Origin of the sequence: Spartinivicinus marinus (assembly GCF_026309355.1) — a bacterium.
GTDB classification, from domain to species: domain Bacteria; phylum Pseudomonadota; class Gammaproteobacteria; order Pseudomonadales; family Zooshikellaceae; genus Spartinivicinus; species Spartinivicinus marinus.
In genome coordinates, this window is record NZ_JAPJZK010000001.1 from 664,354 (window position 1) to 687,408 (window position 23,055).

At 40.6% G+C, this 23,055-nt stretch carries 21 protein-coding genes; 11 read left to right on the forward strand and 10 right to left on the reverse strand.

Features of this window, described 5'->3' with window-relative positions; all coding sequences use genetic code 11:
- Window positions 1-176: 176 nt before the first annotated feature.
- On the forward strand, window positions 177-2,165 hold the full coding sequence (locus OQE68_RS03275; RefSeq protein WP_180567979.1) for a TonB-dependent receptor plug domain-containing protein: 1,989 nt from the start codon (window positions 177-179) through the stop codon (window positions 2,163-2,165).
- Between the two features lie 27 nt (window positions 2,166-2,192).
- Here OQE68_RS03275 and OQE68_RS03280 read toward each other — a convergent pair whose 3' ends face one another.
- From OQE68_RS03280 to glsB, 3 genes are all read right to left on the reverse strand, one after another.
- Window positions 2,193-3,791, reverse strand: a complete 1,599-nt coding sequence (locus tag OQE68_RS03280) for an ATP-binding protein (RefSeq protein ID WP_180567980.1) — start codon at window positions 3,789-3,791, stop codon at window positions 2,193-2,195.
- Between the two features lie 43 nt (window positions 3,792-3,834).
- Complete coding sequence (locus tag OQE68_RS03285) at window positions 3,835-4,488, reverse strand: YfiR family protein (protein ID WP_180567981.1); 654 nt, start codon at window positions 4,486-4,488, stop codon at window positions 3,835-3,837.
- A 90-nt stretch (window positions 4,489-4,578) separates the two neighbouring features.
- Complete coding sequence (glsB, locus tag OQE68_RS03290; protein WP_353618531.1) at window positions 4,579-5,496, reverse strand: glutaminase B; 918 nt, start codon at window positions 5,494-5,496, stop codon at window positions 4,579-4,581.
- Window positions 5,497-5,803: 307 nt separating this feature from the next.
- On the opposite strand from glsB, the gene OQE68_RS03295 reads away from it, so the two are divergent.
- The gene (locus OQE68_RS03295; protein ID WP_180567982.1) at window positions 5,804-6,391 is read left to right on the forward strand and encodes a cytochrome b; all 588 of its coding nucleotides are present in this window, start codon (window positions 5,804-5,806) and stop codon (window positions 6,389-6,391) included.
- Between the two features lie 150 nt (window positions 6,392-6,541).
- Window positions 6,542-7,774: an aminotransferase class I/II-fold pyridoxal phosphate-dependent enzyme gene (locus tag OQE68_RS03300; RefSeq protein ID WP_180567983.1), complete on the forward strand. Its 1,233-nt coding sequence runs from the start codon at window positions 6,542-6,544 to the stop codon at window positions 7,772-7,774.
- Window positions 7,775-7,838: 64 nt separating this feature from the next.
- On the opposite strand, the gene OQE68_RS03305 is transcribed toward OQE68_RS03300, so the two are convergent.
- The gene (locus tag OQE68_RS03305; RefSeq protein ID WP_180567984.1) at window positions 7,839-8,444 is read right to left on the reverse strand and encodes a restriction endonuclease; all 606 of its coding nucleotides are present in this window, start codon (window positions 8,442-8,444) and stop codon (window positions 7,839-7,841) included.
- A 190-nt stretch (window positions 8,445-8,634) separates the two neighbouring features.
- Here OQE68_RS03305 and OQE68_RS03310 point away from each other — a divergent pair, with 190 nt between their 5' ends.
- Window positions 8,635-9,324, forward strand: coding sequence for a helix-turn-helix transcriptional regulator (locus OQE68_RS03310; RefSeq protein ID WP_180567985.1), 690 nt, complete (start codon window positions 8,635-8,637; stop codon window positions 9,322-9,324).
- 57 nt (window positions 9,325-9,381) lie between these two features.
- Here the strand turns inward: OQE68_RS03310 and OQE68_RS03315 are convergent, their stop codons facing one another.
- Window positions 9,382-9,726 (reverse strand): hypothetical protein, encoded by a 345-nt coding sequence (locus OQE68_RS03315; protein WP_180567986.1) that lies wholly within the window; start codon window positions 9,724-9,726, stop codon window positions 9,382-9,384.
- A gap of 601 nt (window positions 9,727-10,327) precedes the next feature.
- On the opposite strand from OQE68_RS03315, the gene OQE68_RS03320 reads away from it, so the two are divergent.
- Window positions 10,328-11,980: a hypothetical protein gene (locus OQE68_RS03320; RefSeq protein ID WP_180567987.1), complete on the forward strand. Its 1,653-nt coding sequence runs from the start codon at window positions 10,328-10,330 to the stop codon at window positions 11,978-11,980.
- 6 nt (window positions 11,981-11,986) lie between these two features.
- Here the strand turns inward: OQE68_RS03320 and OQE68_RS03325 are convergent, their stop codons facing one another.
- Window positions 11,987-13,003, reverse strand: a complete 1,017-nt coding sequence (locus tag OQE68_RS03325; protein WP_180567988.1) for a sphingomyelin phosphodiesterase — start codon at window positions 13,001-13,003, stop codon at window positions 11,987-11,989.
- Window positions 13,004-13,081: 78 nt separating this feature from the next.
- On the opposite strand from OQE68_RS03325, the gene tsaA reads away from it, so the two are divergent.
- Together tsaA and OQE68_RS03335 are read left to right on the forward strand one after the other, a co-directional pair.
- A complete protein-coding gene (gene tsaA, locus OQE68_RS03330) occupies window positions 13,082-13,828 on the forward strand; it encodes a tRNA (N6-threonylcarbamoyladenosine(37)-N6)-methyltransferase TrmO (protein WP_180567989.1) in 747 nt (248 codons plus the stop codon).
- The gene (locus OQE68_RS03335; protein WP_180567990.1) at window positions 13,797-14,768 is read left to right on the forward strand and encodes an NADPH:quinone reductase; all 972 of its coding nucleotides are present in this window, start codon (window positions 13,797-13,799) and stop codon (window positions 14,766-14,768) included. Before tsaA ends, OQE68_RS03335 begins: the two co-directional genes overlap by 32 nt.
- Before the next feature lies 1 nt (window position 14,769).
- Here OQE68_RS03335 and OQE68_RS03340 read toward each other — a convergent pair whose 3' ends face one another.
- From OQE68_RS03340 to OQE68_RS03350, 3 genes are read right to left on the reverse strand one after another with little or no spacing between them, the layout of a single operon-like run.
- Entirely contained in the window at window positions 14,770-15,501 is a 732-nt protein-coding gene (locus tag OQE68_RS03340; RefSeq protein WP_180567991.1) for an amino acid ABC transporter ATP-binding protein, read from the reverse strand.
- 11 nt (window positions 15,502-15,512) lie between these two features.
- On the reverse strand, window positions 15,513-16,175 hold the full coding sequence (locus OQE68_RS03345; RefSeq protein ID WP_180567992.1) for an amino acid ABC transporter permease: 663 nt from the start codon (window positions 16,173-16,175) through the stop codon (window positions 15,513-15,515).
- Window positions 16,172-16,960 (reverse strand): amino acid ABC transporter substrate-binding protein, encoded by a 789-nt coding sequence (locus OQE68_RS03350; RefSeq protein WP_266195514.1) that lies wholly within the window; start codon window positions 16,958-16,960, stop codon window positions 16,172-16,174. Before OQE68_RS03350 ends, OQE68_RS03345 begins: the two co-directional genes overlap by 4 nt.
- A gap of 419 nt (window positions 16,961-17,379) precedes the next feature.
- Between OQE68_RS03350 and udk the strand changes: the two genes are divergently transcribed.
- Window positions 17,380-18,006, forward strand: coding sequence for a uridine kinase (udk, locus tag OQE68_RS03355; protein WP_180567993.1), 627 nt, complete (start codon window positions 17,380-17,382; stop codon window positions 18,004-18,006).
- 257 nt (window positions 18,007-18,263) lie between these two features.
- Complete coding sequence (locus OQE68_RS03360; RefSeq protein ID WP_180567994.1) at window positions 18,264-18,641, forward strand: hypothetical protein; 378 nt, start codon at window positions 18,264-18,266, stop codon at window positions 18,639-18,641.
- A gap of 81 nt (window positions 18,642-18,722) precedes the next feature.
- On the opposite strand, the gene OQE68_RS03365 is transcribed toward OQE68_RS03360, so the two are convergent.
- On the reverse strand, window positions 18,723-19,673 hold the full coding sequence (locus OQE68_RS03365) for a DUF3137 domain-containing protein (RefSeq protein WP_180567995.1): 951 nt from the start codon (window positions 19,671-19,673) through the stop codon (window positions 18,723-18,725).
- Between the two features lie 1,186 nt (window positions 19,674-20,859).
- On the opposite strand from OQE68_RS03365, the gene OQE68_RS03370 reads away from it, so the two are divergent.
- Window positions 20,860-21,825 (forward strand): Tim44 domain-containing protein, encoded by a 966-nt coding sequence (locus OQE68_RS03370; protein ID WP_180567996.1) that lies wholly within the window; start codon window positions 20,860-20,862, stop codon window positions 21,823-21,825.
- Window positions 21,826-22,287: 462 nt separating this feature from the next.
- On the forward strand, window positions 22,288-22,746 hold the full coding sequence (locus tag OQE68_RS03375; protein WP_180567997.1) for a hypothetical protein: 459 nt from the start codon (window positions 22,288-22,290) through the stop codon (window positions 22,744-22,746).
- The last annotated feature ends 309 nt before the right edge of the window (window positions 22,747-23,055 follow it).

Consider the following 23,055-nt stretch of genomic DNA (forward strand, 5'->3'; position numbering starts at 1 on the left):
ACGTTTTTGTTTAACAGTCAGAAAAAAGCTTAAAGTTTTTATATGTTATTTATTTGGTTTTTCTTTTCTTTAATTTCTTCCTATTATTATCAATACTTGCACTAACGGGTTGTTCAGTCTAAACAAACAAATACAAGCCAATTAACAACAAATAAAACAATTAAAACAATAATCTTATGAAGCCGAAAATAGGCACACTTATTTTTGTTAAACACTACGTTAGTCTTGCGCTACTTACGGTGATAACCAGTCTTTCCTTTATGAGTTCATATGCCAGTGAAGATGAACTGGACGAACTTCTGGAAATGGATTTAGAAGAACTGGTAACCATCACTATAGCATCAAAACGAGAAGAACCTCTTAGTAATGCACCTGGTGTTATTAGCGTTATTACAGCTGACGATATTAGAAAATTTGGAGCCCGTAACCTTCGCGATATATTAAACCGTCAAACCAGTTTTATGATGGTAGGTGGACATGTACTACCTGAATCTCGATCCGTATTAAGAGGAGCACTGGAAGCACCACAAGATAATCAAATACTTTATCTGCTAAATGGTCGACCAATAGCCGATACTCAAAGTAGCAATGTACATGTAGACCTTTTTTTAACTTTTCCAATAACTACCATTGAACAAATAGAAATTATTCGCGGCCCTGGCTCTGTTCTATATGGAAGCAATGCTTTTAGTGGCATTGTTAATATCAAGACTAAATCAGGCACTTCATTTGATGATACTCTATCCTTCAGTTACGGTTCTTACGCAACCAAATCTGCCAATCTGCAAGGTAGTACCCCCCTTGCAGAAGGCTGGTTAACAGGCGCCGTGCATACAACTGATTTTGCCGGCGATGAATTTTCTGATATCACAGACCTTACCGGCCAAACTGATAACTATCCCATGGGTGGCCAAGGATCAAGTGCCGTATTTGTAATGGATTTCAATAATTTTAAAGTTAATGGTTATATCAGTGATGCCAAACGAGATAATTTACTAGCCGATTTCCAATTTCCTGCCGAACAGGTAAGATCAAGACGCACATCAATTAATGTGAGTCACAACTGGGATCTATCAAAAAACTGGTCCTTCCGCAGCCATTATGGCTACTTTTCTGATTTTGCCGACCTTTTTATTGCCACAAATGGCTTAACCAATGAAGTCGATGGTACACTGCACTCACTGGAGTTTAATTTACATGGGCAGCTTAATCAGCAAACCAATCTTCTCTTAGGTATAAATCCTTTATATTCAAAAGGTGATTTTGCTGAAGGAAATCTCAGCGGCGATTGGAGCACCTGGCAGGTTGGTATTTTTAGCCAAGTTGACTACCAATGGTTTGATTGGCTAAAGCTGGTTGGAGGCCTTCAACTAAATCGCCCCAAAGAATTATCAATTGATACGTCACCACGAGCAGGGCTAATTTTTAACTTCAAAAATGGCTGGCATGGCAAATTGCTTTATGGGCAGGCATATCGCAATGGTGAATCCATTAACCGTTACTTTGATGGCAGTCTTGCCACAGCCAATTCTTCACTTAAACCTGAAACCATAGAAACTTATGATGCCCAAATAGCCTATCAAGCTGATCACTATAATATTGCTCTCACTTATTACCATAGCCGTATAAGCGACATCCATAAGCCTGTATTTCTTCCCAGCCTCAATAAATTCCAAACAATCAATTCAGGTGCTGTAGAATTTGATGGTGTAGAATTTGAGGCTAGGTGGCAGCTCACTAAAACATTGAGCCTTGTTACTAATGCCAGTTATCAAACCAATAAAAGCGATACAGGACTAAAAGACTCAACGTTTATTCCTAACCTGATGGCTAAACTGGGTATTGCTTATGAAAATCCTATAGGATTCAGCTTTTCCTTATTTGATAGTTATTTTGATGACCCAACACCTTTAGATGCAGTAACAAACACTGCACAAAATGTTAATCCTAAAGCTAACAGCCATCACCTGGTCACTGCTAACCTAACTCTCAATCTGGGTAAACTTTTTGACAAACCACAATTAACTAACACATCTTTTTCATTGTATGTAGATAATTTGTTAGATGAAGAAATCTTTTTCCCTAACTATTCAACCCAAACGGTAAACACCTCACCTAACTACCAAGGACGAGCCATCTACGGGACACTCCAAGTAACTTTCTAGTTCTAGTATTCCCGCTAATATTCCCAGTCAATCAACAGAAAACTCAATTTCATATGTTAGTCCCTCTCCTTGCTGACTATCTACCTTAATAAGCCCCCCTAGCCCTTGGGTAACCAAATTATAAATAATATAAGTACCTAGCCCACTTCCTCCCTGTCCTCGTTTAGTTGTAAAGAACGGCTCAAATAACTTATTCAACTGCTCCTTAGCTAAACCTTTACCATTATCCTGATACTGAATCTTTATGTGGGAGTCTGATCGATGTACATCTATCTTTATTAACCCCTTCTCTTTATCCTCAAAACCGTGAATCAACGAATTTAAAATTAAGTTAGTAAAAATCTGCGACAAGATTCCAGGGTGACTAGTAATCACCAATTCAGCATCACAATCGACTACAATCTCATGTTTGACTCGCTTCAATTTTGGTCGCAGTGATAGGATAATTTCATCCAAATACTCTTTTACCTTAAATGTCCTTATTTGCTCACTCGACTGATCAACAGCCACTTGTTTAAAGCTACGAACTAAATCAGCCGCCCGCTGTAAGTTAGAAAACAAAAGCTGACAGCTTTGCTTGGCATTCTCAATAAATTCTTCCAACATTTCAGCGGAAAGCGTTTCTTGCTCGTAGGCCTTAGCTAGCTGTTTTACAGCGTCTTGTAAAAACGTAATTGAGGTAACGCCTATACCTATAGGCGTATTGATCTCATGAGCCACCCCCGCCACCAGCTCACCTAATGAAGCCATTTTTTCGCGCTCAACTAACTGTTGTTGCGAAGTATTTAATTGATCTAATGTACTACGCAGCTCTAGGTTCGATGTTTCCAATTCATAGGTTCTCGCTGCCACTTTTTGTTCCAGCTCTTCATTCAGCTGCTTCATTTCTTGTTCAGCTTGTTTTTTTTCAGCCAAATAAACTTGTATGTCTGCCATCATGGAGTTAAATGTTTCTGCAAGCTGAGCCAGCTCATCATTAGAAACTACGGGCACTCTCAATGTATAATCCTTCCGTTGAGTGACATTACGCGTTACCTCCATCAATGACTGAATCGGCTCGGTAATCAAACGTTGAAAGCGAATGGCAATTAAAAAGGCAATAACCAATGCAATCAGTGCTATCACAAAACTTGCTTGACTACTGGCAATTAAAATATCAGAGAGCTGACGAATTTCTGCCTGAATAAATAAATAGCCTAGCGTTTCCCCTTCAAACTCAATCGGCCTGGTAAAACGAATACCTTGGGTTTCTTCTTTAAGTGTCAGGTAATTCATATGATTATTGATGACCGGCAAACTATCGCCTGGCCTGACATAGTGGGAAAATATATCGGTTTGGCTGGTTAGTGGATCTGTACGGTAGATGATTACCGCTAGAATACCCGGTTCAGACTCTAATGTTTGCAAAATCAAATTTGCCGTTGTGACTTCACCAAAGGTCAGTGCAGGAATAATATTAACTGAAATGAGTTTAGCCTGTGTTTCTACGGTTTTAATCGTATCGGACTTAATCCGTTTAACCTCTAAATAGGTCAATATCGCCGTAGACAATAGCAAAGCAACACATGACGCTCCCATCGCCAGCAAGATGATCTTTTCTTTTATCGTGCGAAATCCACTCAACATTGACGTTCAACTACTCCTGCCTTTATGCACCTAGTGACTGTTTTCAATAAGTCTTGGTTATCATCAATAAACGTGCTTGCAACTTCACCTCACTTTTATCTAATGCCTTACGGTTAATATAAATATTCAGTTTTTTATCAATCAAAATCAGAGCAACCATTCCACCATCACTTAAAAATCCCTTACTAGCACCAATTAAAAGAGTACTTGTTAATATGTTTCGGTTACGCGCTAAGATATGATTAAGATTGCCATTGGTAAAATAAAGTATATGGCATTGGTGACCACGGCTGATCGACTGAGTGAGCGCCTGTTCTGTTGGCAGCGAGATAACTTTCATATATCGCTGCTGAGTCTTTTTACCCTTCAATTGCCCCAGAACCTTTGCCAAGCCCAATTTATCTGGGCCATATAGGCATAAATTTACCGTCGACTGTTTTGATTTAAAGGAAGAGTCAGGCCAGATAACAAATTTACTTATCTTATAAATAAACGCAGCAGTCACATTGGCTAAGCTTCGCTCAGCCCCCTGGGAAACAACAGGAGACCATGCCAGTACCATCAGCATGACTACCAAGAGTATATTTCTTAAACTTTGCCACAGAATAGCAAGCCTAAACCTCATGCTATCGCCAATATTGAATTCAATTGAAGGATAAGCAGCTAAGAGAAGTATAAATGCTTGTGAGAAAACCACCACTGACTGATGGCTATATGGAAAAGCCACTGCTCTTACACACTATCTTAGCAGTGACTATATCTTAGCAGTGACTATATTGATTGTTAGTTAAAAAATTGAACGTCCCAGTCTTGAAGTAAACAGTTCTAATGCAGCAGTACCTGCCAGCGAGTTTCCAGATTTATTCAACTCCGGCGACCAGACACATACTGTCAGTTCTCCAGGCACAATCCCAATGATCCCGCCACCCACTCCACTTTTGCCGGGAATACCCACCCGATAGGCAAAATCACCTGCTTCATCATATAGCCCACAGGTAACCAACAGCGCATTGATTTGTTTAGTTTGCTTAGGGGTGATCAAAGGCTTATTCCAGCCTAAGGGACGGCCTTGGTTAGCGAGATATATAAATGTTTTCGCTAAGTCGACACAGCTCATTTTTAGCGCACAATAGCTAAAATAGGAGCGCAACACATCTTCTACCCGGTTAGAAAAATTACCAAATGACTTCATTAAATAAGCAATTGCCGCATTACGATCACTATGCTGATATTCTGAACGAGCTACTCGCTTATCTGATATAACAGCTGGATCATCTGCCAAGCCTCTTACTAACTCCAACATTCGATGTTTAGGTGCAGAAAGACGGCTTTGCAAAACATCGCTCACAACCAAAGCCCCAGCATTGATAAAAGGATTTCGAGGTATACCTTTTTCATATTCCAGCTGGACTAGCGAATTAAATGATAAGCCTGAGGGTTCTTTACCCACTCGCTCCCAAAGCTCATCCCCTACCCGGTTAATTGCTAATGTCAGACTAAGTACTTTGGAAATACTTTGAATCGAAAACAGCTCATCTGCATCGCCTGCTTTAAACACTTTGCCGTCAACTGTACAAACTGCAATACCCAGCCGATTAGCGGGTACTTCCGCTAATGCTGGAATATAATCGGCCACTTTACCTTGGCCAATTAACGGTTTTACTTCGGCGATAATGTCATCGAGCGTACTTTGCATGATGGGCATATACGTTTTTACCTCATAAACACTTAGCGCTACTTCGGCTTCTTAACAACAAGCCAAGCCTATCAGGCGCGCCATCATACCGATAAAGCCAAGCTTAAAACAACTTTTTTTGGCTCATCCACTTACTCAGACCACATAGTATCCACTAACAATTAATAGTTATGTTTGTTCTACTTGGGATACAACTTAATTTCAGTTAAATTACTTTCACTTTAGAACTCAATAAAGTTTATTTATAGCCAATATCACAAGAACACCTATTGATTGAGGGAGCATCATTCACTCAATTCCCAATGGAGGGGTAGTCATGTTAAAAAACACAACTCAACACTATGGCAGCTTTGCCAAATGGTTACATTGGTTAACAGCACTTGTTTTTTTGGCCGTTTATACCAGTGTTTATTATCGTCACTGGTTTACCACACCTAAAACTGAAGCTAACTTAACTGCACTTCACCTGCATCTTTCCTTTGGTGTTTCAATAGGCGTTTTTGTAATAGTCAGACTCATCTGGCGCTTTACCAATCCTTCGCCTCAACCTGCTCCAGGCAGCTGGTGGGAACACTTAGCAGCTAAGGCTGGTCACTTTGCACTGTACTTCTTTATGATTGCTATGCCATTAACGGGGTATTTGGGTACCCACGATGATACTCAGTTTTTCTTTTTATTTAATATCCCTCAATTCGCCCATACTCCACTATTTGACTGGTGGGTAGTTGAGCAACTTGGTATGACATTTAAAGAGTTTGAAAAACCCATCGATTTTTTTCATAAACAAATTGGCGGCCAATATTTAGTCTGGATGCTAATTGTTGTACATATATTAGCGGCTTTTTACCATCACTGGATTAAACAGGATGACACCCTATACAAAATGCTGCCCAGTGGTAAATAGGATAGAAAATTTCTCATCTTCACAGCCGTAGCTAGTTGAATAAGCCCAAGAGAGAGATAGCACTGAGGAAAGTATTTCTTTAGACAACAACTGACGTTACACTGAGTAGTAAGTACAAAATAAAATAAGCACAATAAACGGAATTAACCAATGACCGATAATCAAGACCCCGTTGAGCGAATGGCAACTGCTCGCCATGAGTTTGGCGAGCACGGTGGCGTTAACATGTCCATCGAAGCCAGTACCACCTTTACTGTAATGGAAGCAGATACACTACCAGCCCTGTTTCAAGGAGAAAAAGGGCCAAGCCAAGGCGGCTGCTATTTATATGGACGACACTTTAACCCCACTGTTTATAATTTAGGCCAGCAGTTAGCCGCTTTAGAAGGTACTGACGCGGGTTACTGTACTGCAAGCGGCATGAGTGCAATCAGCTCCACCCTCATACAACTATGCCAGCCTGGCGATGAAATCATTGCCGCCCACTCCATCTATGGTGGCACTTTTGCACTCTTAAATGATCTGCTACCTGCCAAAAATCATATTAAAACTCACTTTGTTGACATCACTGACATCAAAGCAGTCAAGGCAGCTATTACCACGAAAACCAAAGTAATTTACGCAGAAACCCTTTCTAACCCTACTCTACGGGTAGCCCCCATTCCCTTACTGGCCAAGCTTGCCCAACAACATAAACTCACATTAGTCATAGACAATACTTTTAGTCCATTGATTATTAACCCAATTAATCTGGGTGCTGATATTGTTTTACATAGTTTAACCAAATTTATTAATGGTGCTTCAGACATCATTGCAGGCGCTATCTGCGCCAGCCAAGATTTTATTCTGGATATGATGGACTTACGCCAAGGCACTTTAATGTTATTAGGACCAACCATGGACCCTGAAGTGGCCTTTCGAATCAGTATGCGCCTGCCCCATTTGCCCTTACGTATTAAAGAGCACAGCCAACGAGCACGCTTCATTGCCAACAAGCTAACGGAAAATGGTATTAAGGTGAATTACCCTGGTTTACCAACCCATCCAGACCATCAGCTGTTCAAAGAAATTGCTAATCCTGAATACGGCTTTGGTGGTATCTTAACTCTAGATATGGGTACTGAAACCAGGGCCAATGAACTGATGAACTGCTTACAAAACGAACACCAGTTCGGGTATATGGCTGTTAGTTTAGGTTACTTTGACACTTTAATGTCTTGCTCTGGCAGCTCCACTTCCAGCGAACTGAGTGATGAAGACAAGCAAAAAGCAGGCATTAGTCCAGGCTTAATTCGGCTAGCCATTGGATATACAGGTTCTGCCGAACAACGCTGGCAACAACTGTACAGTGCTTTAAAGAAAATTGATGCTTTAAAAGAGTAGCCTGAACACAGAAACAAGCACTACTCAATATAGAACACAAAAAGTGGCTAAGAGAAAGCCACTTTTAACTCACTTTTGCTAATAGCGATTGTAACCCCTCACCATCAAGAAGAGTTAGATCATTAGCTTGAGCAAACTCAATCGCAGGCCGGGTATAAGTACCTGATGTCACAAAAATACCTTTATGGGCTCTTTTAGCCGTTATTACCCCCAATAATTCCCTCACAGGTTTAACACCCACTTTACTATTCTTCCAGTGTTTACATTGCACTAAAGTAATTTGTGCTCCCTTCTTCAGTACAACATCAATACCATCATCAGCGGAACCTTCTGTGACCTGCGCCCGATACCCCTTACGCCGATAAGCTTCTGCTACTAGTAATTCGAATTCACGCCAGCTTATTTTACGAATATCCTTACCTTTCACTCTCACTTTAATTGGGCTGGTGCGTCCTCGAAATAAGTAAATAATTAATTCAAACACTGCCAACGCCAACATCACCAAAGCAGTATCTTTTGCATAGGGCTCAATAGCAGTCACCAACCTCTCAAAAACACCAATAGAAAAGTTTTGATCGGGTAAATAATAAGCCATCAAGCTGTAAAAGATTGGAGCCAGTAATAAAAAAGCCCACCAAGGTAAAATTAAACAAACACGTATTGAAGCCATATAAGGTATTTTGATTTTTCGTTCTAAAACAATTTCAAACCGTTAAATACGACATATTATGCATAAAAACCCGCATTTGTCCCAACAAAGTTCAAGTTCTACCCCGAATAACCTCCTCCTGACATACAGGTGGCAGGAGAAGGTCAGTATAATATTGAAGGTACCTCCAACAATTGAATAGGTAGTATCCATGCGCCGTTCTGATAGATTGTTTCAAATTGTTCAAATTATTCGTCACCGTCAGTGGACTACTGCTGCTTACCTAGCTGAGCGGCTAGAGGTATCTGAACGCACTATCTACCGGGATATGCAGGATTTGCAGCTAAGTGGTGTACCCGTGATTAGTGAGGCTGGTTATGGTTACCAACTGGACCAGAGTTTTAACTTCCCCCCACTACAATTTACTGAAGAAGAATTAACTGCACTCGTTCTTGGTTTACAGCTCACTATCCAATGTACTGACCAGCAACTGCAGCATGCTGCTGAGTCAGTGCTCCATAAAGTCAAAGAAAATATCCCAGCTAAGTTATTAACCCAAATTCAGCACAACCCATTAGGAGTCCCTTTTCCATTACATAATAAGCAAGTCAGTGAACGAATTGAGCCACTTAGAAAAGCAACCGTTGATAAGCAAAAAGTCACTCTTGATTACCTTGATGAAAAACAACAAGCCAGCACTCGAACCATTCGACCACTACAGCTTTATTTTTGGGGAAAGGTTTGGACTCTCACCGCTTGGTGTGAATTACGTAATGACTTTAGAAACTTTCGACTGGACCGAGTTCAACAGCTGACGTTGCAAAATAGCTACTTTTTAGATGAGCCAGGTAAACGACTCAGTGACTTTAATGCGTTAATGGAGTCAAGAGAAGAGCATTAAGCGCCTCAGGTTAACCTGTATAGTGGCTAACCTGGGTTTCAGATAAAAAACTATCAATCAAATCATTACAAACACAGTTAACAAAACAACCAACAGCGCTGCGTTCAGCCCCAGGTAGAAGTTGCGCCATTGGCTAAAATCTTTATCTGCCCCAAATTTCTGCTGCTGTAGCAGCTCATAGCTTTGGTTAATTTGTGGTGCCATATAGCCCCAGGCAAACAAACTAGCACCAACTACTGCTACTAACAGCACGGCTCCCCAAAACATTGGCTGAGTTTGTAGAAAGCTTAAAAGAGCAGATAATAAAGCAACACCACCAATTACGGGATAAGCCATTGGCATGACCTGCTTAATTAATAACTGCTCATGCTCAATCGATAACCGTTGATAAATCTGAGGCACTGTTACCAGGGTTAAAACAATAACACCTGCCTATTAGCCCAAAAGTTAACAGGCCTAATAAAAATGCCATAATCATCAGCCAAATCTCCTGCATGTTATATATTGCCTCGGTACTCAATATTGCTTTGCTTTAAAGCCACTGTTTTTTGCGATAAAGTCAAAACTGGGCAAGGGCTAGCATGACAAAACCCTGATACAGTCAACTAGCCCGCCGTGCTGAAAGTCTTGCTCAGCTCAGCTTTTTTAAACCAAGTGGTAGTGCTTAAGTTGCATGTACAAGCATTTTGTGACAGCCTTCCTGGCACTAACAAAGTCCTTGAGTCGAGTTTTTTGCTGTTAGTTCAGTGAGCAGCAGGTAAGTGAACAAGTGTTGTCTACTTGATAACCAAACACACCTTTTGCACACCACTGTCTTAAGCTGCATTTATACTACATGCTGTAGCAATAAAATGATGAATACATCTCTTTTCTTAATTTAAGGAACCAGAGCTTCATAAAAAAGCGAGCCCATATACATTCCGTTACATTCATCCAGCACCTACATTCAGAATAACAGCGCAAATTTGAGCTTTACTTTAGAAATGACACAACCAGGTTTTTAATGAACGCTAACTCTGACAACATCACTAACGTTATCAGCCAGTACGCCCAAGTACTCAGTGACAACACTGAGCTAGTCCTTAGTTGGCAAGATATTGAGGATTGTGGCTGGCGCAGCCCTGCTCATTTTTTAATGGATTTATTGAGCTATATTGAAACACTTTCTACCGATATTGATGAGCATATTCTGGAAGCCATTGACCGTACGGCTTATGTAGGCCTATTAGAGCTAATGATCCAGTTACGTAATCAAGTGCCTGGCATTCGCAAAAAATGGGAGCAATTTCAGTCGACATTTGTCGACAAGCTCAATTCAGAACAGCTATCCAAATCAAGTATCTTACTATTTTTAGGCCATTTAACTGAGTTTGACCTGCCACTTAATCAACAACTAGTAGCAGCCTGCCAAAACTGGCACCAGCAGCAAGCCTATCACCAACAGGAGCATAAAGCAGAGGCTACTCCAGAAACCCTGATGGCTGAGCTGGAAACATTAATTAGCGACTGTAACATTAGCAATGAATATGACTTTTATCTTCACTTTGCTGACAATCTAACCTTTGTACCAGAAGATACGCTCATCCCTTTATTGGCAGATATGTTACGCTCTACCAGCGCCACCATTAATGAGGGCTGCTTTTTATTTTTATTACATAAGCGTCCTGAAGTACGACAAACGTTACTGTCCCTCTTACAGCATCCACATTGCCTAGAGCAGGTCTCTAGTAAAATTCTACGCCGGCTTATTATGATGAGAAACTGGCTGGCAACTGAAGAGCAACAGCAGTTGGATACTATTATCCGACAAATTCGCCGGCTTGGTATTGATTGCGAAGAGTACCTAGATCAGCCCCATTTTGAGTTAAAAGATCTTCGGGTTTCTATGGTTGATGGTTCCGGAGCTTGCTCACTATTAGCCTTGGTTAAAGAGCATAAAAAATTTCGCTTAATTGGCATGGTGTTAAAAGAGCAGTTTGGCATTATCGACAGCTGGTTTACGCCACTGTCATTTCGTAAGGACTGCGACGAAGCCTTTAAACAATTTCGCCAACAGGTCTTTAACTTTGCTGTTGATAAGCAGTGCCTGAATTATGTGTTACCTCACTTCCTGGCTTACAATCGGGCTAACCAACAAGCGGTAACAGCTGAAGTAATGATGCTGTTTGAAATGCTTAATATTACCCAGTGGCAGCCTGCTTTTATAGATAGTAAGACAATCTTGGCAGAATGGCAGCAAGCAAACCCTGCACTATTTGAGTTTAACCAAATCGCTAAGGTACTCACCAAAAGCAGCAACTGGCCTAATAGCGAAATGACCCAGTTTAGCTGGTTTGAAAGTGATAACCAGCTCCATAAAAAAATCGTACAGTGGGAAAATGAGCAGCTAACCAAAGAACAACAAGATCAACTACCCACATTTATGTTGGAAAGTTATCGAGAAAAATGGCTACACCGCTTCGTACTCTTAGCAATTGTAAGCAAGCACAAGCAACAAAAGCGCGGGCCTGAGTGGTATGAATTTGCTATTCTCGCTGACTGCCTGGCCAGTAATATGCCCTTTGAAGAAATTCCACTATTTACCCAAGTTCTTCAGGCTTCAATTGACGCCTATTTTGACCAGGCTCATCACCCTCATCTACACAGTATTACCTAGGGCCTGCTAATAATGAAAGGTGGCAACTACAGGGTAATGATCTGAAATATCTTGATAGTAGCCATCATGCCACTCCTTGCCTGCAGCTAAAGGCCACCAGCCACGCAAATAGGACCAATACCAGGGTTGGTTAGATTTTAATGGCACTACTTCCATCATGGCTGCTTGACGAGGTTGCCGATAGTCGGCTCGAGTCATGACATAATCCAGAGTATCGTTATATTCAAGCGAAAACTTAAAATGATATGCATTAGCTAGGGTATGCCAATTAGTGGTTGCTGAATAAGACATCACTGGCCCAGGCTGATAGGCTAAGTTGCACTGGCAGCTGCTTAACATATCCTCTACATGGCTACTACGACCAAACTCAACATTCATATCACCTGCCACTATCACTGGTTCGGAGCGACTGATGTTAAACCCATCTGTCCATTGACGTAGCTCTGCTAGCTGTTGCATTCGCACCGGATGAGAGTTTTCACTATCATCATGAGCCGCTTGTAAATGAGTTCCCAGCACATGAAAATATTGACCATTCCGCTCGATTTTTATATAAGCTGCGCCTTTATTGGATTGATAATCCCAAGAGCCAAACTGACTAGCCGTAAAAACCAATGCATGTTGCTCCAAAATGGGATGACGGCTTACCATCATCACGCCCCCTCGAATAACAAGCAAACTAGTGGAGCAATCTCCACTTAAACTATGCCATCCGCTACCGGAGCAATCTTGCCCTACATTAGGCGTTTGATAAGGGTATAAGTCTGCCAACTGATGTAAAATATCTGCCGCACTATCAGTAAATACCTCATTAAACACAATAATATCCGGCAATGACTTGAGTTGCCGAATGGCCTTATTGAGTTGGCTTAATCGATTAGACTGATCCCAGTCCCCTGCAATTTTGCCAAGCTGCATGATGTTATAAGCCATCACTTGCAATTGGGTTTGTTTGGACTGACAAACTTGAGAAAATAAGGAAAGACATAGCCCTAGCAAGAGCCAGTGTTTAAACAAAGACATAAGGAAAACCTCTTATTTTTATTATTTTTTACTTTTATTATTTGAACGTAAGGTTTTTATGTATTTTGAGGAGAAAGTGTGGACAATGTAACCGAGTTTACGTTTAAACCCATCGGGATTATTCATTCTTGTTTTACCCAAAAATTTGGTATCCCACGCCAACCCGGTTTAGTTACTGCTGCCACTGCCGAACTGGAGTTACTCCCCCCCTTTAACCGCCGAGAATGCTTCAACGGCTTGGAAGTATTCTCTCATCTTTGGGTTTCATTTATATTTCACGAAACCTTAAGTGAAGGCTGGCGTCCTACCATTCGTCCACCACGCTTGGGGGGTAAAAAAAGAGTGGGGGTTTTTGCTTCACGCTCAACGCATCGCCCTAACCCTATTGGTTTATCTGTTGTAAAACTAAAAAGCATTTCTCAAGAAAGCGACAAGTTAAGCCTACAGTTAAGCGAAATAGACTTACTGGATGGCACACCCGTTATCGATATAAAGCCCTATCTGCCGTATAGTGACTATATTGCTGATGCCAGTAATGGCTTTGCCCCACCGCCAGTGGCTAATAAACCGGTGACCTTCAGTCAGCAGGCTCAATCATTCTGTCATCAATACCAACAAGTCACGGGGCGCAATCTGTCTTTATTAACCCACCAAGTACTTAGCCAAGATCCCAGGCCAGCCTATTTACAAAATAGTTATGAGCGTGAACACAGTATTCAACTATGGGATGTTAATATAAGATGGCATGCAACACCTGATGACTTTCATATCAACTATATGGAGCCTGTTAATAATGAAAGCGATCCAAGTTTCACAGCACGGTGATATTGATGTATTGCAACTGGTAGAAAAAGAATTACCGACACCAGGCCCAGAAGAGTTAGTCATTAATTTGTACGCGGCTGGCGTCAATCCTGTCGATACTTATATCAGGGCAGGTGTTAATAACTACACTGCGAATTTTCCTTATACACCCGGCAAAGATGGGGCAGGTATAGTCGCCGCAGTAGGCGAAGCCGTTTCCTGGTTTAAACCAGGTGATCGAGTATTTTGTACCAATACGGGTATGGGCTGTTATGCTGACACCACTATTTGCTCACAAGATCATGCTTACCCTTTGCCCGATAACCTTAGCTTTGCTCAAGGGGCTTGTCTGGGTATTCCTTATGGCACCGCCTGGCTAGCCATCCATCAGCGAGCTGGAGCAATAACCGGTGAAACCATACTAATCCACGGCGCGAGTGGTGGTGTTGGCTTAGCGGCAATTGAATTAGGCAATGCCCATGGTTTAACGGTAATAGGCACAGCCAGCACTGAGCCTGGTACACAAGCCGCCTATCAACAAGGGGCTGACCAAGTATTCAATCATTATGATCAAAGCCACTGGCAGGCCATTAAGGAATACACTGATAATCAAGGTGTAGATATTATTTTAGAAATGCTGGCTAATGTTAATTTGGGTCAAGACCTCCCCTTGCTCAGCAAAAAAGGGCGGGTGATTATTATTGGTAGTCGTGGCGAGGTGAGTATTAACCCAAGGGATCTAATGGCGCGCAATGCAGATATCAGAGGTTTAGCACTGGCCAATGCCAGTCTGGATGAACGACAAGCAATGTACAACAATATTGTTGAGTTGGCCAAAGATGGCAAAATTAACCCTGTCGTTCATCATAGCTTCTCGCTAGAGCAAGCGGGCCAAGCCCACCAACAAGTGCTGGAAAAAGGGGCGGCAGGGAATATCGTGTTAATAACAAGACCAGAGTAAACTAACTTACTCGCGCCAAAAAATCTTTAGTACGGGAATCCTGGGGATTTGTAAATAATTGCTCAGGTGATCCTTGCTCAACAATGCCACCATCAGCCATAAATAACACCCGATCGGCCACCTGACGAGCAAACTGCATTTCATGGGTAACAACTAGCATGGTTTGCTGTTGCTCAGCTAAAGCTTTCATTAAATCCAGCACTTCACCTACTTTTTCAGGGTCAAGTGCTGATGTAGGCTCATCAAATAATATCACTGGGCTTTGGGTAGCAAGGGCTCGACCAATACCTATCCGCTGTTGTTGACCGCCAGATAACTGGGCTGGAAATGCATTTGCCTTATCTGCCAGCCCCACCTTCGCTAATATGTCCGTAGCCGTTTTTTTTGCCTCTGTTTTGGATCTTTTTTGCACCGCTACCAGTGGTTCCATAATGTTGGCCAGTGCTGTCTTATTTTTAAACAAAGCATATTGTTGAAATACAAAAGCGGTCTTACGCCGCAAAGCTAACACATCATTAGAGGTATAACTAAGACTGTTGACTGTTACACCATCAATTGTCACTGTTCCTGCTGATGGTTTTTCCAGCCAGTTCAAACAGCGTAACAAGGTGGATTTACCCGTACCTGAAGGGCCAATAATAGCCACCGTCTCACCCGCCCTGACTGAGAGATCAATGTCAGACAAAACGGTTTTACCTGCAAATGCCTTAGTTAAACCTTTTACTTCAAGCATAAACACTAAACTCAATAGGCTTTATTTAAATGATTTTCCAACGCTTGCTGGCAACGGGTTAACAACACCACTATCAACCAATAAACCAATGCCACAAGAACAAAGCTTTCAAAATATTTAAAGCTGCTGGCTGCCTCTAGCTTGGCTTTTGCCATAATATCCGCCACCCCCAAAGTAAATGCCAGCGAAGTGCTTTTGAGTAAGTCGATAAAGTTATTCATTAGTGGCGGAGTCGCTATTCGAGTAGCTTGTGGCAATATTATTCGACGCATCGCTTGCAGCTCTGTCATACCAATGCTTAATGCCGCCTCACGTTGTGCGTTCTCAACACTTAAAATAGCGGCACGAATACTCTCTGCCATATAAGCCGCAAAGTGTAATCCCAGTCCAATCACAGCGGCGGCAAAGCCAGACATATCCGCTGCCGGTACTAGCTGAGGCAACCCGTAATACAACAAAAATAACTGGACTAATAATGGTGTGCCCCGAAAAAAAGAAATATAAAAGTCAGCCAGTTGGGTTAACCCTTTTAGCTGAAAGACTTTTATCAAGGCGAGAACGATACCAATCCCCAGTGATAACAAAACCGCAACAATGGACATCCCTAAAGTAATGTCCAATGCATTGAGGATAACTGGAAGTCGGTCGTAGAGATAATAAAAGTCGAAATTCATGACTGCGTGGTAATATCCATGCCAAACCATTTGTTAGAAATGTTTGCCAATGTGCCATCCTGCTGCATGGCAACCAAGGCTTCATCAACTTGCTGACGTAAAGCATCACCCCGTTCATTGCGTGGAAATGGCAATGCATTACGAATAACTTCAATAGGGTTTCCCACCAATTTTAAAGGTAGTTTAGATTTCTTAATTAACGCCAATACCGATACCCTATCCATAACAAAAGCATCTGAGCTGCCTTTAACTACATTCTGCTCGACACCAGTATCAAAAGAGATAATTTCAATCTGTTGCTGCTTGTCATGATTGCGCAAAATCGCTTCAAAATTAGACCCCAAATTAACCGCTACTTTTTTTCCAGCCAAGTCAGTAAGCGACTTAATGGTTGTATTATTTTCATGGACTACTACTTGGGCACCATCGTAAACATAAGGAGCAGAAAACTGGTACTTTTTATTACGCTCTTCAGTAATCGTAATTTGATTTGAAATTGTGTCAATTTTTCCTGCCTCTAACATACCAAATAAGCCCGAGAAATTAGCAGTCACAAATTCAATAGGTTGGTTCACTCGCTTACCAATCTCATTCCACAAGTCAATTTCAAAGCCTTGTAATTCACCTTTTTCAACAAAAGTAAAGGGATAGTAACTACCTGAACTGCCCACTTTAATGGCTTGTATTTTATTCGCCTCAGCTTGTTCATTTTCTGATGATGAGCAACCAACCAATCCTGTTAAGGCGACAGTTATTGATAGTAACCAACCTATAAATTGTTTCACTAATCTTTCCTCAAAAATTAACTAGAAAGCTCAAAAATAACACAGTTTGTGCTGTACTTAAGACTGAATTACTCGAGTTGCACGTACTTGGTACACATGCTTTGTTATAGAGTGGTTTGGCCAATGATGTTAGCGGGAAGCGATTCCTAACAACGTTGATAGACTTAGCCAGGAGGACACCATACTGAAGAATAGGTCAGCCACAAAATACTAAAAAATAACATAAAAATAACGTTTGGTTATATATGTACACTAAACATTACTGACCGAAATAGATGCACTCACATGACCTAGAACCTTAATGTATATATGTTACAATAGGGAAATTTTTTGGCTGATTTTCGGCCAGAATCGTATATTGAAACTTTATATTTTTGTATTAGTAGTCTCTTTTAGAGCATAGAGAAAGTAGCAAACACATGGCACAGAATACCATTCTTGTTGGCATTGCAGGCGCATCAGCCTCTGGCAAAAGTTTACTTGCTCAAACCTTAATCAAGGAACTTCAATCTGAGCAGGTTTGCGTGATTTCAGAGGACTCATACTACAAGGATCAAAGCCATCTGACCATGGAAGAGCGCACTAAAACCAACTATGACCACCCCGACTCACTTGATCATGAGTTAATGATCAAACATATGCAGGAGCTTAAGTTAGGCACAACCGTTCCGGTACCGGTGTACGACTACTCTATTCATAACCGCCGGTCAGAAACCCGAGCAGTAAAGCCAACACGAGTGGTACTTATCGAAGGTATTCTACTCCTTGCAAGCCCAGCAGTCAGAAACGAATTTGACTTAAAGTTTTATATGGATACCCCATTAGACATTTGTTTACTTCGCCGTTTGCAAAGAGACATCATTAGCCGCGGCCGAGACATGGACTCTGTTCTCAAACAATACCAAGAAACAGTTCGCCCCATGTTTATGCAGTTTATTGAACCTTCACGTCAGTATGCCGACTTGATCATTCCCCATGGCGGACGAAACCGGATTGCAATTGATTTAATTAAAACCAAAATTCGCTCTCTGATTGAAAAACACTAAACCAAAGCTCCGTCAAACACCAAAAGCCCTAAACATCTAAGCAGTTGTTAGCTATCTGCAGTACCTTTGAGTGATCAGTCTCAGTGCTGCAGTTACTTTACCCTCTCCCTAATATTTGCTCGCCACACTGGTGACAAACCAATCAAATCAAGGTCAAACTTTACACTTAACGTATTTTTCCGGGTTAAGACAGGTACACTTGTTGCTTTCGTACTGTGAAACCAGCACATCAATCATAAAAGCATGGAGGTTGTTAAATGCTTAAACGAGTTGTTTATTCCTGCTTTCTTGTCAGCGCACTACTAGTTAGTGGCTGCTCTCATATTGCCAAGCAGCAAGCTCAATACCCTTTGAGTGTCTACTATTACACTCAGGGTGACTTTGTTAATTTGCGAGCTTACCTACCCGAAGGAGAACCCGCCGGAGGCGCCCAACTTGAAGTTTTTGATGATTTTAATCGCCTTATAATCAACAAATCCTTAAATAACGAAGGCTTTCATCGGTTTCGATTTCCCTCAAACAAAGTCAGGCTAACTGCTTATGTGACCAGCCAAGATGGCAGAAAAGGTAGGCGTTATATTGAAAGAGAAGATAGAGACTCGCTCAGGAAAAGACCACTTTGGTACAACAACTAGTAGATATTAATATCACTGAAAAGGCCCATTTCAGGGCCTTTTGCTCTTTTTAGTTATCAATTATTCTTTTACAAGCCTTGTTTAGCTCTTTATTGCTAACCGAACATCATAGATTAATGAACAAGCTCGCATCAGTTCACTGTACCAAACCACTACATCATCTGAATAAAAACTGTCAAAATAAACATTCTTAGACCGATCAAATACATGCAAACCATTAATACCAATAACAATCTTATTGCCATTAAATACTAAATAAACGTTATCACCATATTTTGCCCGCAAAGACATCATCTGCATTATCATTCGAGAACTCAATAACTGGTGAACATCTTCAGTGCAATCCGAGAAGACTTCAAAATACCGATCAAAGGCAGCATACCCAACATTAATGTTATTAAAAGGCTTATAAAACGCTTCATACTCCTGACGATCTTCTTCATCCATAAAGTTAGGCTTGGGTCGTATCACTAAGTGCCCTGGAAAGCTTTTATCATTATCAATAATGACACAAACACCATGAAAAGCAGTTTGTAAAAAGTGGAATATTCCTTTCCTCTCTACTGCAGCATAAACATCTGACATTTCAAAGTGGACACCTTCCCACTGACCAGTGATGTAATCCTGGCCTTGGTAGCGAACAAAAGCACCTGGTACTAGCTTACTATCCTGAAAGACGTGGCGAGTAATCCCTTGATTAGCTTCGTATTGCAAAGAGTCATCAGCAAACTGCACCACCTTGGGTAAAATGGCCGAATAGCACTCGGTATTAAAAGCTTGTTTAAGCTGTAAATAATCTTTCCGTAGATACCAACCAATCACGATAGCTGATAACAAAATGGTAACTAGAATAGTATTGCTGCTATTCAGTAATAATGCTGATGCAATAATAGCTGCCAGCCAATAGAGCAGCCCTTTCTGAATACTATGATAAAACTCCTGACCCAGCGATTTAGCCCTTGCAGAAAAGTCGCCTTTGCCTTCCACTAATGCTTCTACATAAAAGGCAGTGATTTGATCTACAGACTTCATTACTACCCTCATCCTAATTTTGTCTGACAATATTAATCATTTAAGTATAGCCTTCAACTTGGAAAAAGCTGTTAAACTCCCAAGGCAACCTTATACTGATCAAGCATAGTTTAAAAGGGGCAATATCACTGATTTTTATGATTAAAAAGTTCTCCCTAACAGATAACCTGCCACATACCATTTTCTTGAAAGTGACTAATCTGCGCTGACCAAAAAACAGACTGCTCATCAATCCAGAAAAACGTACATTCAATCCGAACACAGTAATTTTTCAGAAAATATATTCAATTCAAGTGGCATAGCAAATCTTAAACAATTTTTTGCCATTCAACATGTATTATATGGAGGACAATGTATTTTAAAGACGCTTAAAACAAAAAACCCTTACTATAAAAGTAAGGGCGTAGGAATTGAGACTATGGCTTTGTTGGTTTTTAGTTATTCACCAGCTAGCGGTTAGCTAAAAGATGCGGGCTATCATTTTTTAGACCAGCTACTGGGATCGATCAGTTGTTTGCCTTGTTTTTCCGTTATAACAACTATCTGGCTATTGCATACTTCTTCGTTACTACAGCTTCAGTCATTACAACCAGTTAAACTTGCCAAACAACTAATTTATATAAAGCAGTTTAAGTAAAACTGCTTTAACTATAATTCAAAAGCATCAAAATTTAAAAAAACATCAAAAACTGTAAACTAAGTCGGCTTAATTTTTAAAATGATAACAGCCATAAAACGTCATCCTTCCCCGCCGGTAGGAATCATAAACCATTTAATGAATGCTTCATTATCAACCTTTAATAGACGTTTTAAAAATTCAAAAAACAAACTAAGTACATTATGATCTTGGTTTAGCAAAAATATAAAGTGCTTATCTGAGCATATCTGCCAACCGGTTAACGAACTGACAAGAAAACTAATTACTCCAGTAGCAACCAGATATAGCTCACTCTATTCTTAGATGATCGCTAATTTTTTCATGTATGGCGAAATATCTGATTCAGTCAACACAAGTAATTAGGCATGATTCACTGTTTAAACTACACACTCCTTTTAAAATACCCCTGCAAAAATATCAAAACAACACAAGTTGCATGGTACTTCTAACTGCATTGCTTTCAATTAAGGCAACCAGTACTTGATAAAGTAAGTAGTTAATAAAACAGTCACTACCAGGAAGTTCAAATTGAAACACTGTATTACTAAGTTTCTGATACTTTTCACCCTATTATGCACCCCAGCATTCTACAGCTATGCAACCCCTTCTCCGGAAGCTAGTATTGCTAACTCGGATCAATCTTCAGGTTTTCAGCCATTAGATGGTGGTTTTTTAGCCAGCTTACTATTTAAAGAGCCGTTCCATGGTCTTCGCGTTGCAGATGTTTTGCTACTGCTTCTACTTACTGCAGGTTTAGTCTTTTTATTAAAGTATCGAGCAGATCGACTCAAACGCTACCTAACCCCCAGGCCAGAGCCCACTATTAATGACGAAAGCCTAGCTTCACTATCAACAACTATCCAACAAGACCTGGCTACCACAGAGTCGCCAACATCACACATTAATAAAGATAAGACCATTCCTTTTCACATCAGCTTCAAAATGAAGCCAACTGATCCCCCCAAAAATGATGAACCTATCGCTACAGATGATTTAACAAAAATAGTCGACGCTTCAGCAGATCAAAAAGCGTCAGATTTAGCCGCTCACTATGCTCAGTTTGACCTACCTAAAGATTTACAACCAGAGTTGTTTTTAGATCAGGCAAAAATTTTATTTAAGCGCATTCATCAAGCATGGTTAGCTAAGGATCAGCAAACGCTAAAGCACTATACAACACCTGAGCTGTTTGAGCGCTTAAGTTTGTCACTTTCGGCTAAAGAGCAAACTGCAATTGAGTTACTTACTGTTTTTGCTGACATTACCAGCGCCAGTAATTTAGGTGACCTTGCGATGATTAGCGTGAAATTTCATGGCTGGTCAAAAGCAAAGGCTAATAAAGAAGTAGAGGCCTATTGCGAAATTTGGCATTTGGAAAACTTACAGCAGGACAGCCAATGGCTAATCACAGGGATTCAATCAATATCTGGCAATTTAAAGTTCAATAATAGTGCTGACCATTCTTCATTAAATAGTACAGAAATCAATCAATAAAACACCACTTAACTTACAGTTAAAAAGAATAGCTTTTAAGGGAATCCAACAAATGATGAGCTCCAATCGTTTTCTACCTTAGCGATCTAGGCATCACTACTAGTTTTTATAACATCACTGCTACAGATAACAAACTGGTTCACATTCTTCTTGCTACGGCTTCACTTTTACATTAGAATCGCCCATCTTTGGGTAGCTGCATATTTATCAGACTATTTTTAACTGGCAGCGATGAAGCCTAATATAAGGATAACTTTCTAAGTAGATATAGTTTATTGAGCAAGCTTTATTCTGTAGTAATCAACTAAGTTCAGCCTTATTGCAGTTTATTCAGAATGTTAAAGTTGTTTTTGAGTAGAAAAAGCACCTACTACGTAATCATACCTATTTACCCTGTCAACTCAGTTTTTATCATTTAGCAATTAAAAATAAATACAGAATTTAGTCATTGAGGAGTATGTAATGGCCAAGTATCTCTATACTACCGTTTATGAACAGTTCACTGGGCAAAAGCCACCCGAGCCAGAACCAAAGCCTGAGCACCGTCAACGCAAAACGCATGGCCACCCTTACCGTATGCGTCACAACATGCAAAACCAACGGGATCAGGATCAACAGGAAGGGGATTTTCAGCCACCTTCTTACCAACATGAAAACCAGCATCACTCTGGTAATGGCTATAACAATACTAGATCTAGCCATAATCATGCTGGTCACAACAATAAAGGAACTGGCCACCCTTTCAGACAAAACCGGGCTAGACAGCAAGCAGGCTATTATAATAATCAGCAGCCACAGCAATCTACTTATGAAGCTGGGGAGCCTCGCTCTAGGCAAAACCAGGCTGCACCCAAGGTTGTCTATAAAAAACGTAGGCAGTTTCAAAGCCCTCAAGACTCTCAGCAACAGTATGATGCCTAAATAAAAGCTACTGCCACGCCATTACACAGACTAGAGGTATTCAAATATGCTGAGTACCTCCTCTAATCTGCAAAGAGCCAATAAAACTAAAAAGAATAACGCTTTTTTATAAAGACAGCTTCTTATTCAAGATTAATCCTTAATAATGTTTACTTTCATTATCATTCTTCTAACAAGATAGAATTATAATATTTATTTTCAGGTACATAATACCTTTAGTAGAACCATTTACTTTTAACTCACCAATAAAAAAGGTTGCCTAAATAAATGACTTAAGCAACCTTTCAACAGAGTGTTGGGTATAAATTA

What these genes read in the sequence shown, in the direction of transcription:
- OQE68_RS03325 (WP_180567988.1), bottom strand. Translation starts at nt 13,003, where the DNA reads ATGTCTTTGTTTAAACACTGGCTCTTGCTAGGGCTATGTCTTTCCTTA.
- OQE68_RS03310 (WP_180567985.1), top strand. Translation starts at nt 8,635, where the DNA reads ATGCGCCGTTCTGATAGATTGTTTCAAATTGTTCAAATTATTCGTCAC.
- OQE68_RS03365 (WP_180567995.1), bottom strand. Translation starts at nt 19,673, where the DNA reads ATGAAGTCTGTAGATCAAATCACTGCCTTTTATGTAGAAGCATTAGTG.
- OQE68_RS03305 (WP_180567984.1), bottom strand. Translation starts at nt 8,444, where the DNA reads ATGGCTTCAATACGTGTTTGTTTAATTTTACCTTGGTGGGCTTTTTTA.
- OQE68_RS03275 (WP_180567979.1), top strand. Translation starts at nt 177, where the DNA reads ATGAAGCCGAAAATAGGCACACTTATTTTTGTTAAACACTACGTTAGT.
- OQE68_RS03345 (WP_180567992.1), bottom strand. Translation starts at nt 16,175, where the DNA reads ATGAATTTCGACTTTTATTATCTCTACGACCGACTTCCAGTTATCCTC.
- OQE68_RS03280 (WP_180567980.1), bottom strand. Translation starts at nt 3,791, where the DNA reads ATGTTGAGTGGATTTCGCACGATAAAAGAAAAGATCATCTTGCTGGCG.
- OQE68_RS03360 (WP_180567994.1), top strand. Translation starts at nt 18,264, where the DNA reads ATGCTTAAACGAGTTGTTTATTCCTGCTTTCTTGTCAGCGCACTACTA.
- OQE68_RS03320 (WP_180567987.1), top strand. Translation starts at nt 10,328, where the DNA reads ATGAACGCTAACTCTGACAACATCACTAACGTTATCAGCCAGTACGCC.
- glsB (WP_353618531.1), bottom strand. Translation starts at nt 5,496, where the DNA reads ATGCCCATCATGCAAAGTACGCTCGATGACATTATCGCCGAAGTAAAA.
- OQE68_RS03300 (WP_180567983.1), top strand. Translation starts at nt 6,542, where the DNA reads ATGACCGATAATCAAGACCCCGTTGAGCGAATGGCAACTGCTCGCCAT.
- OQE68_RS03375 (WP_180567997.1), top strand. Translation starts at nt 22,288, where the DNA reads ATGGCCAAGTATCTCTATACTACCGTTTATGAACAGTTCACTGGGCAA.
- OQE68_RS03295 (WP_180567982.1), top strand. Translation starts at nt 5,804, where the DNA reads ATGTTAAAAAACACAACTCAACACTATGGCAGCTTTGCCAAATGGTTA.
- udk (WP_180567993.1), top strand. Translation starts at nt 17,380, where the DNA reads ATGGCACAGAATACCATTCTTGTTGGCATTGCAGGCGCATCAGCCTCT.
- OQE68_RS03340 (WP_180567991.1), bottom strand. Translation starts at nt 15,501, where the DNA reads ATGCTTGAAGTAAAAGGTTTAACTAAGGCATTTGCAGGTAAAACCGTT.
- OQE68_RS03335 (WP_180567990.1), top strand. Translation starts at nt 13,797, where the DNA reads ATGAAAGCGATCCAAGTTTCACAGCACGGTGATATTGATGTATTGCAA.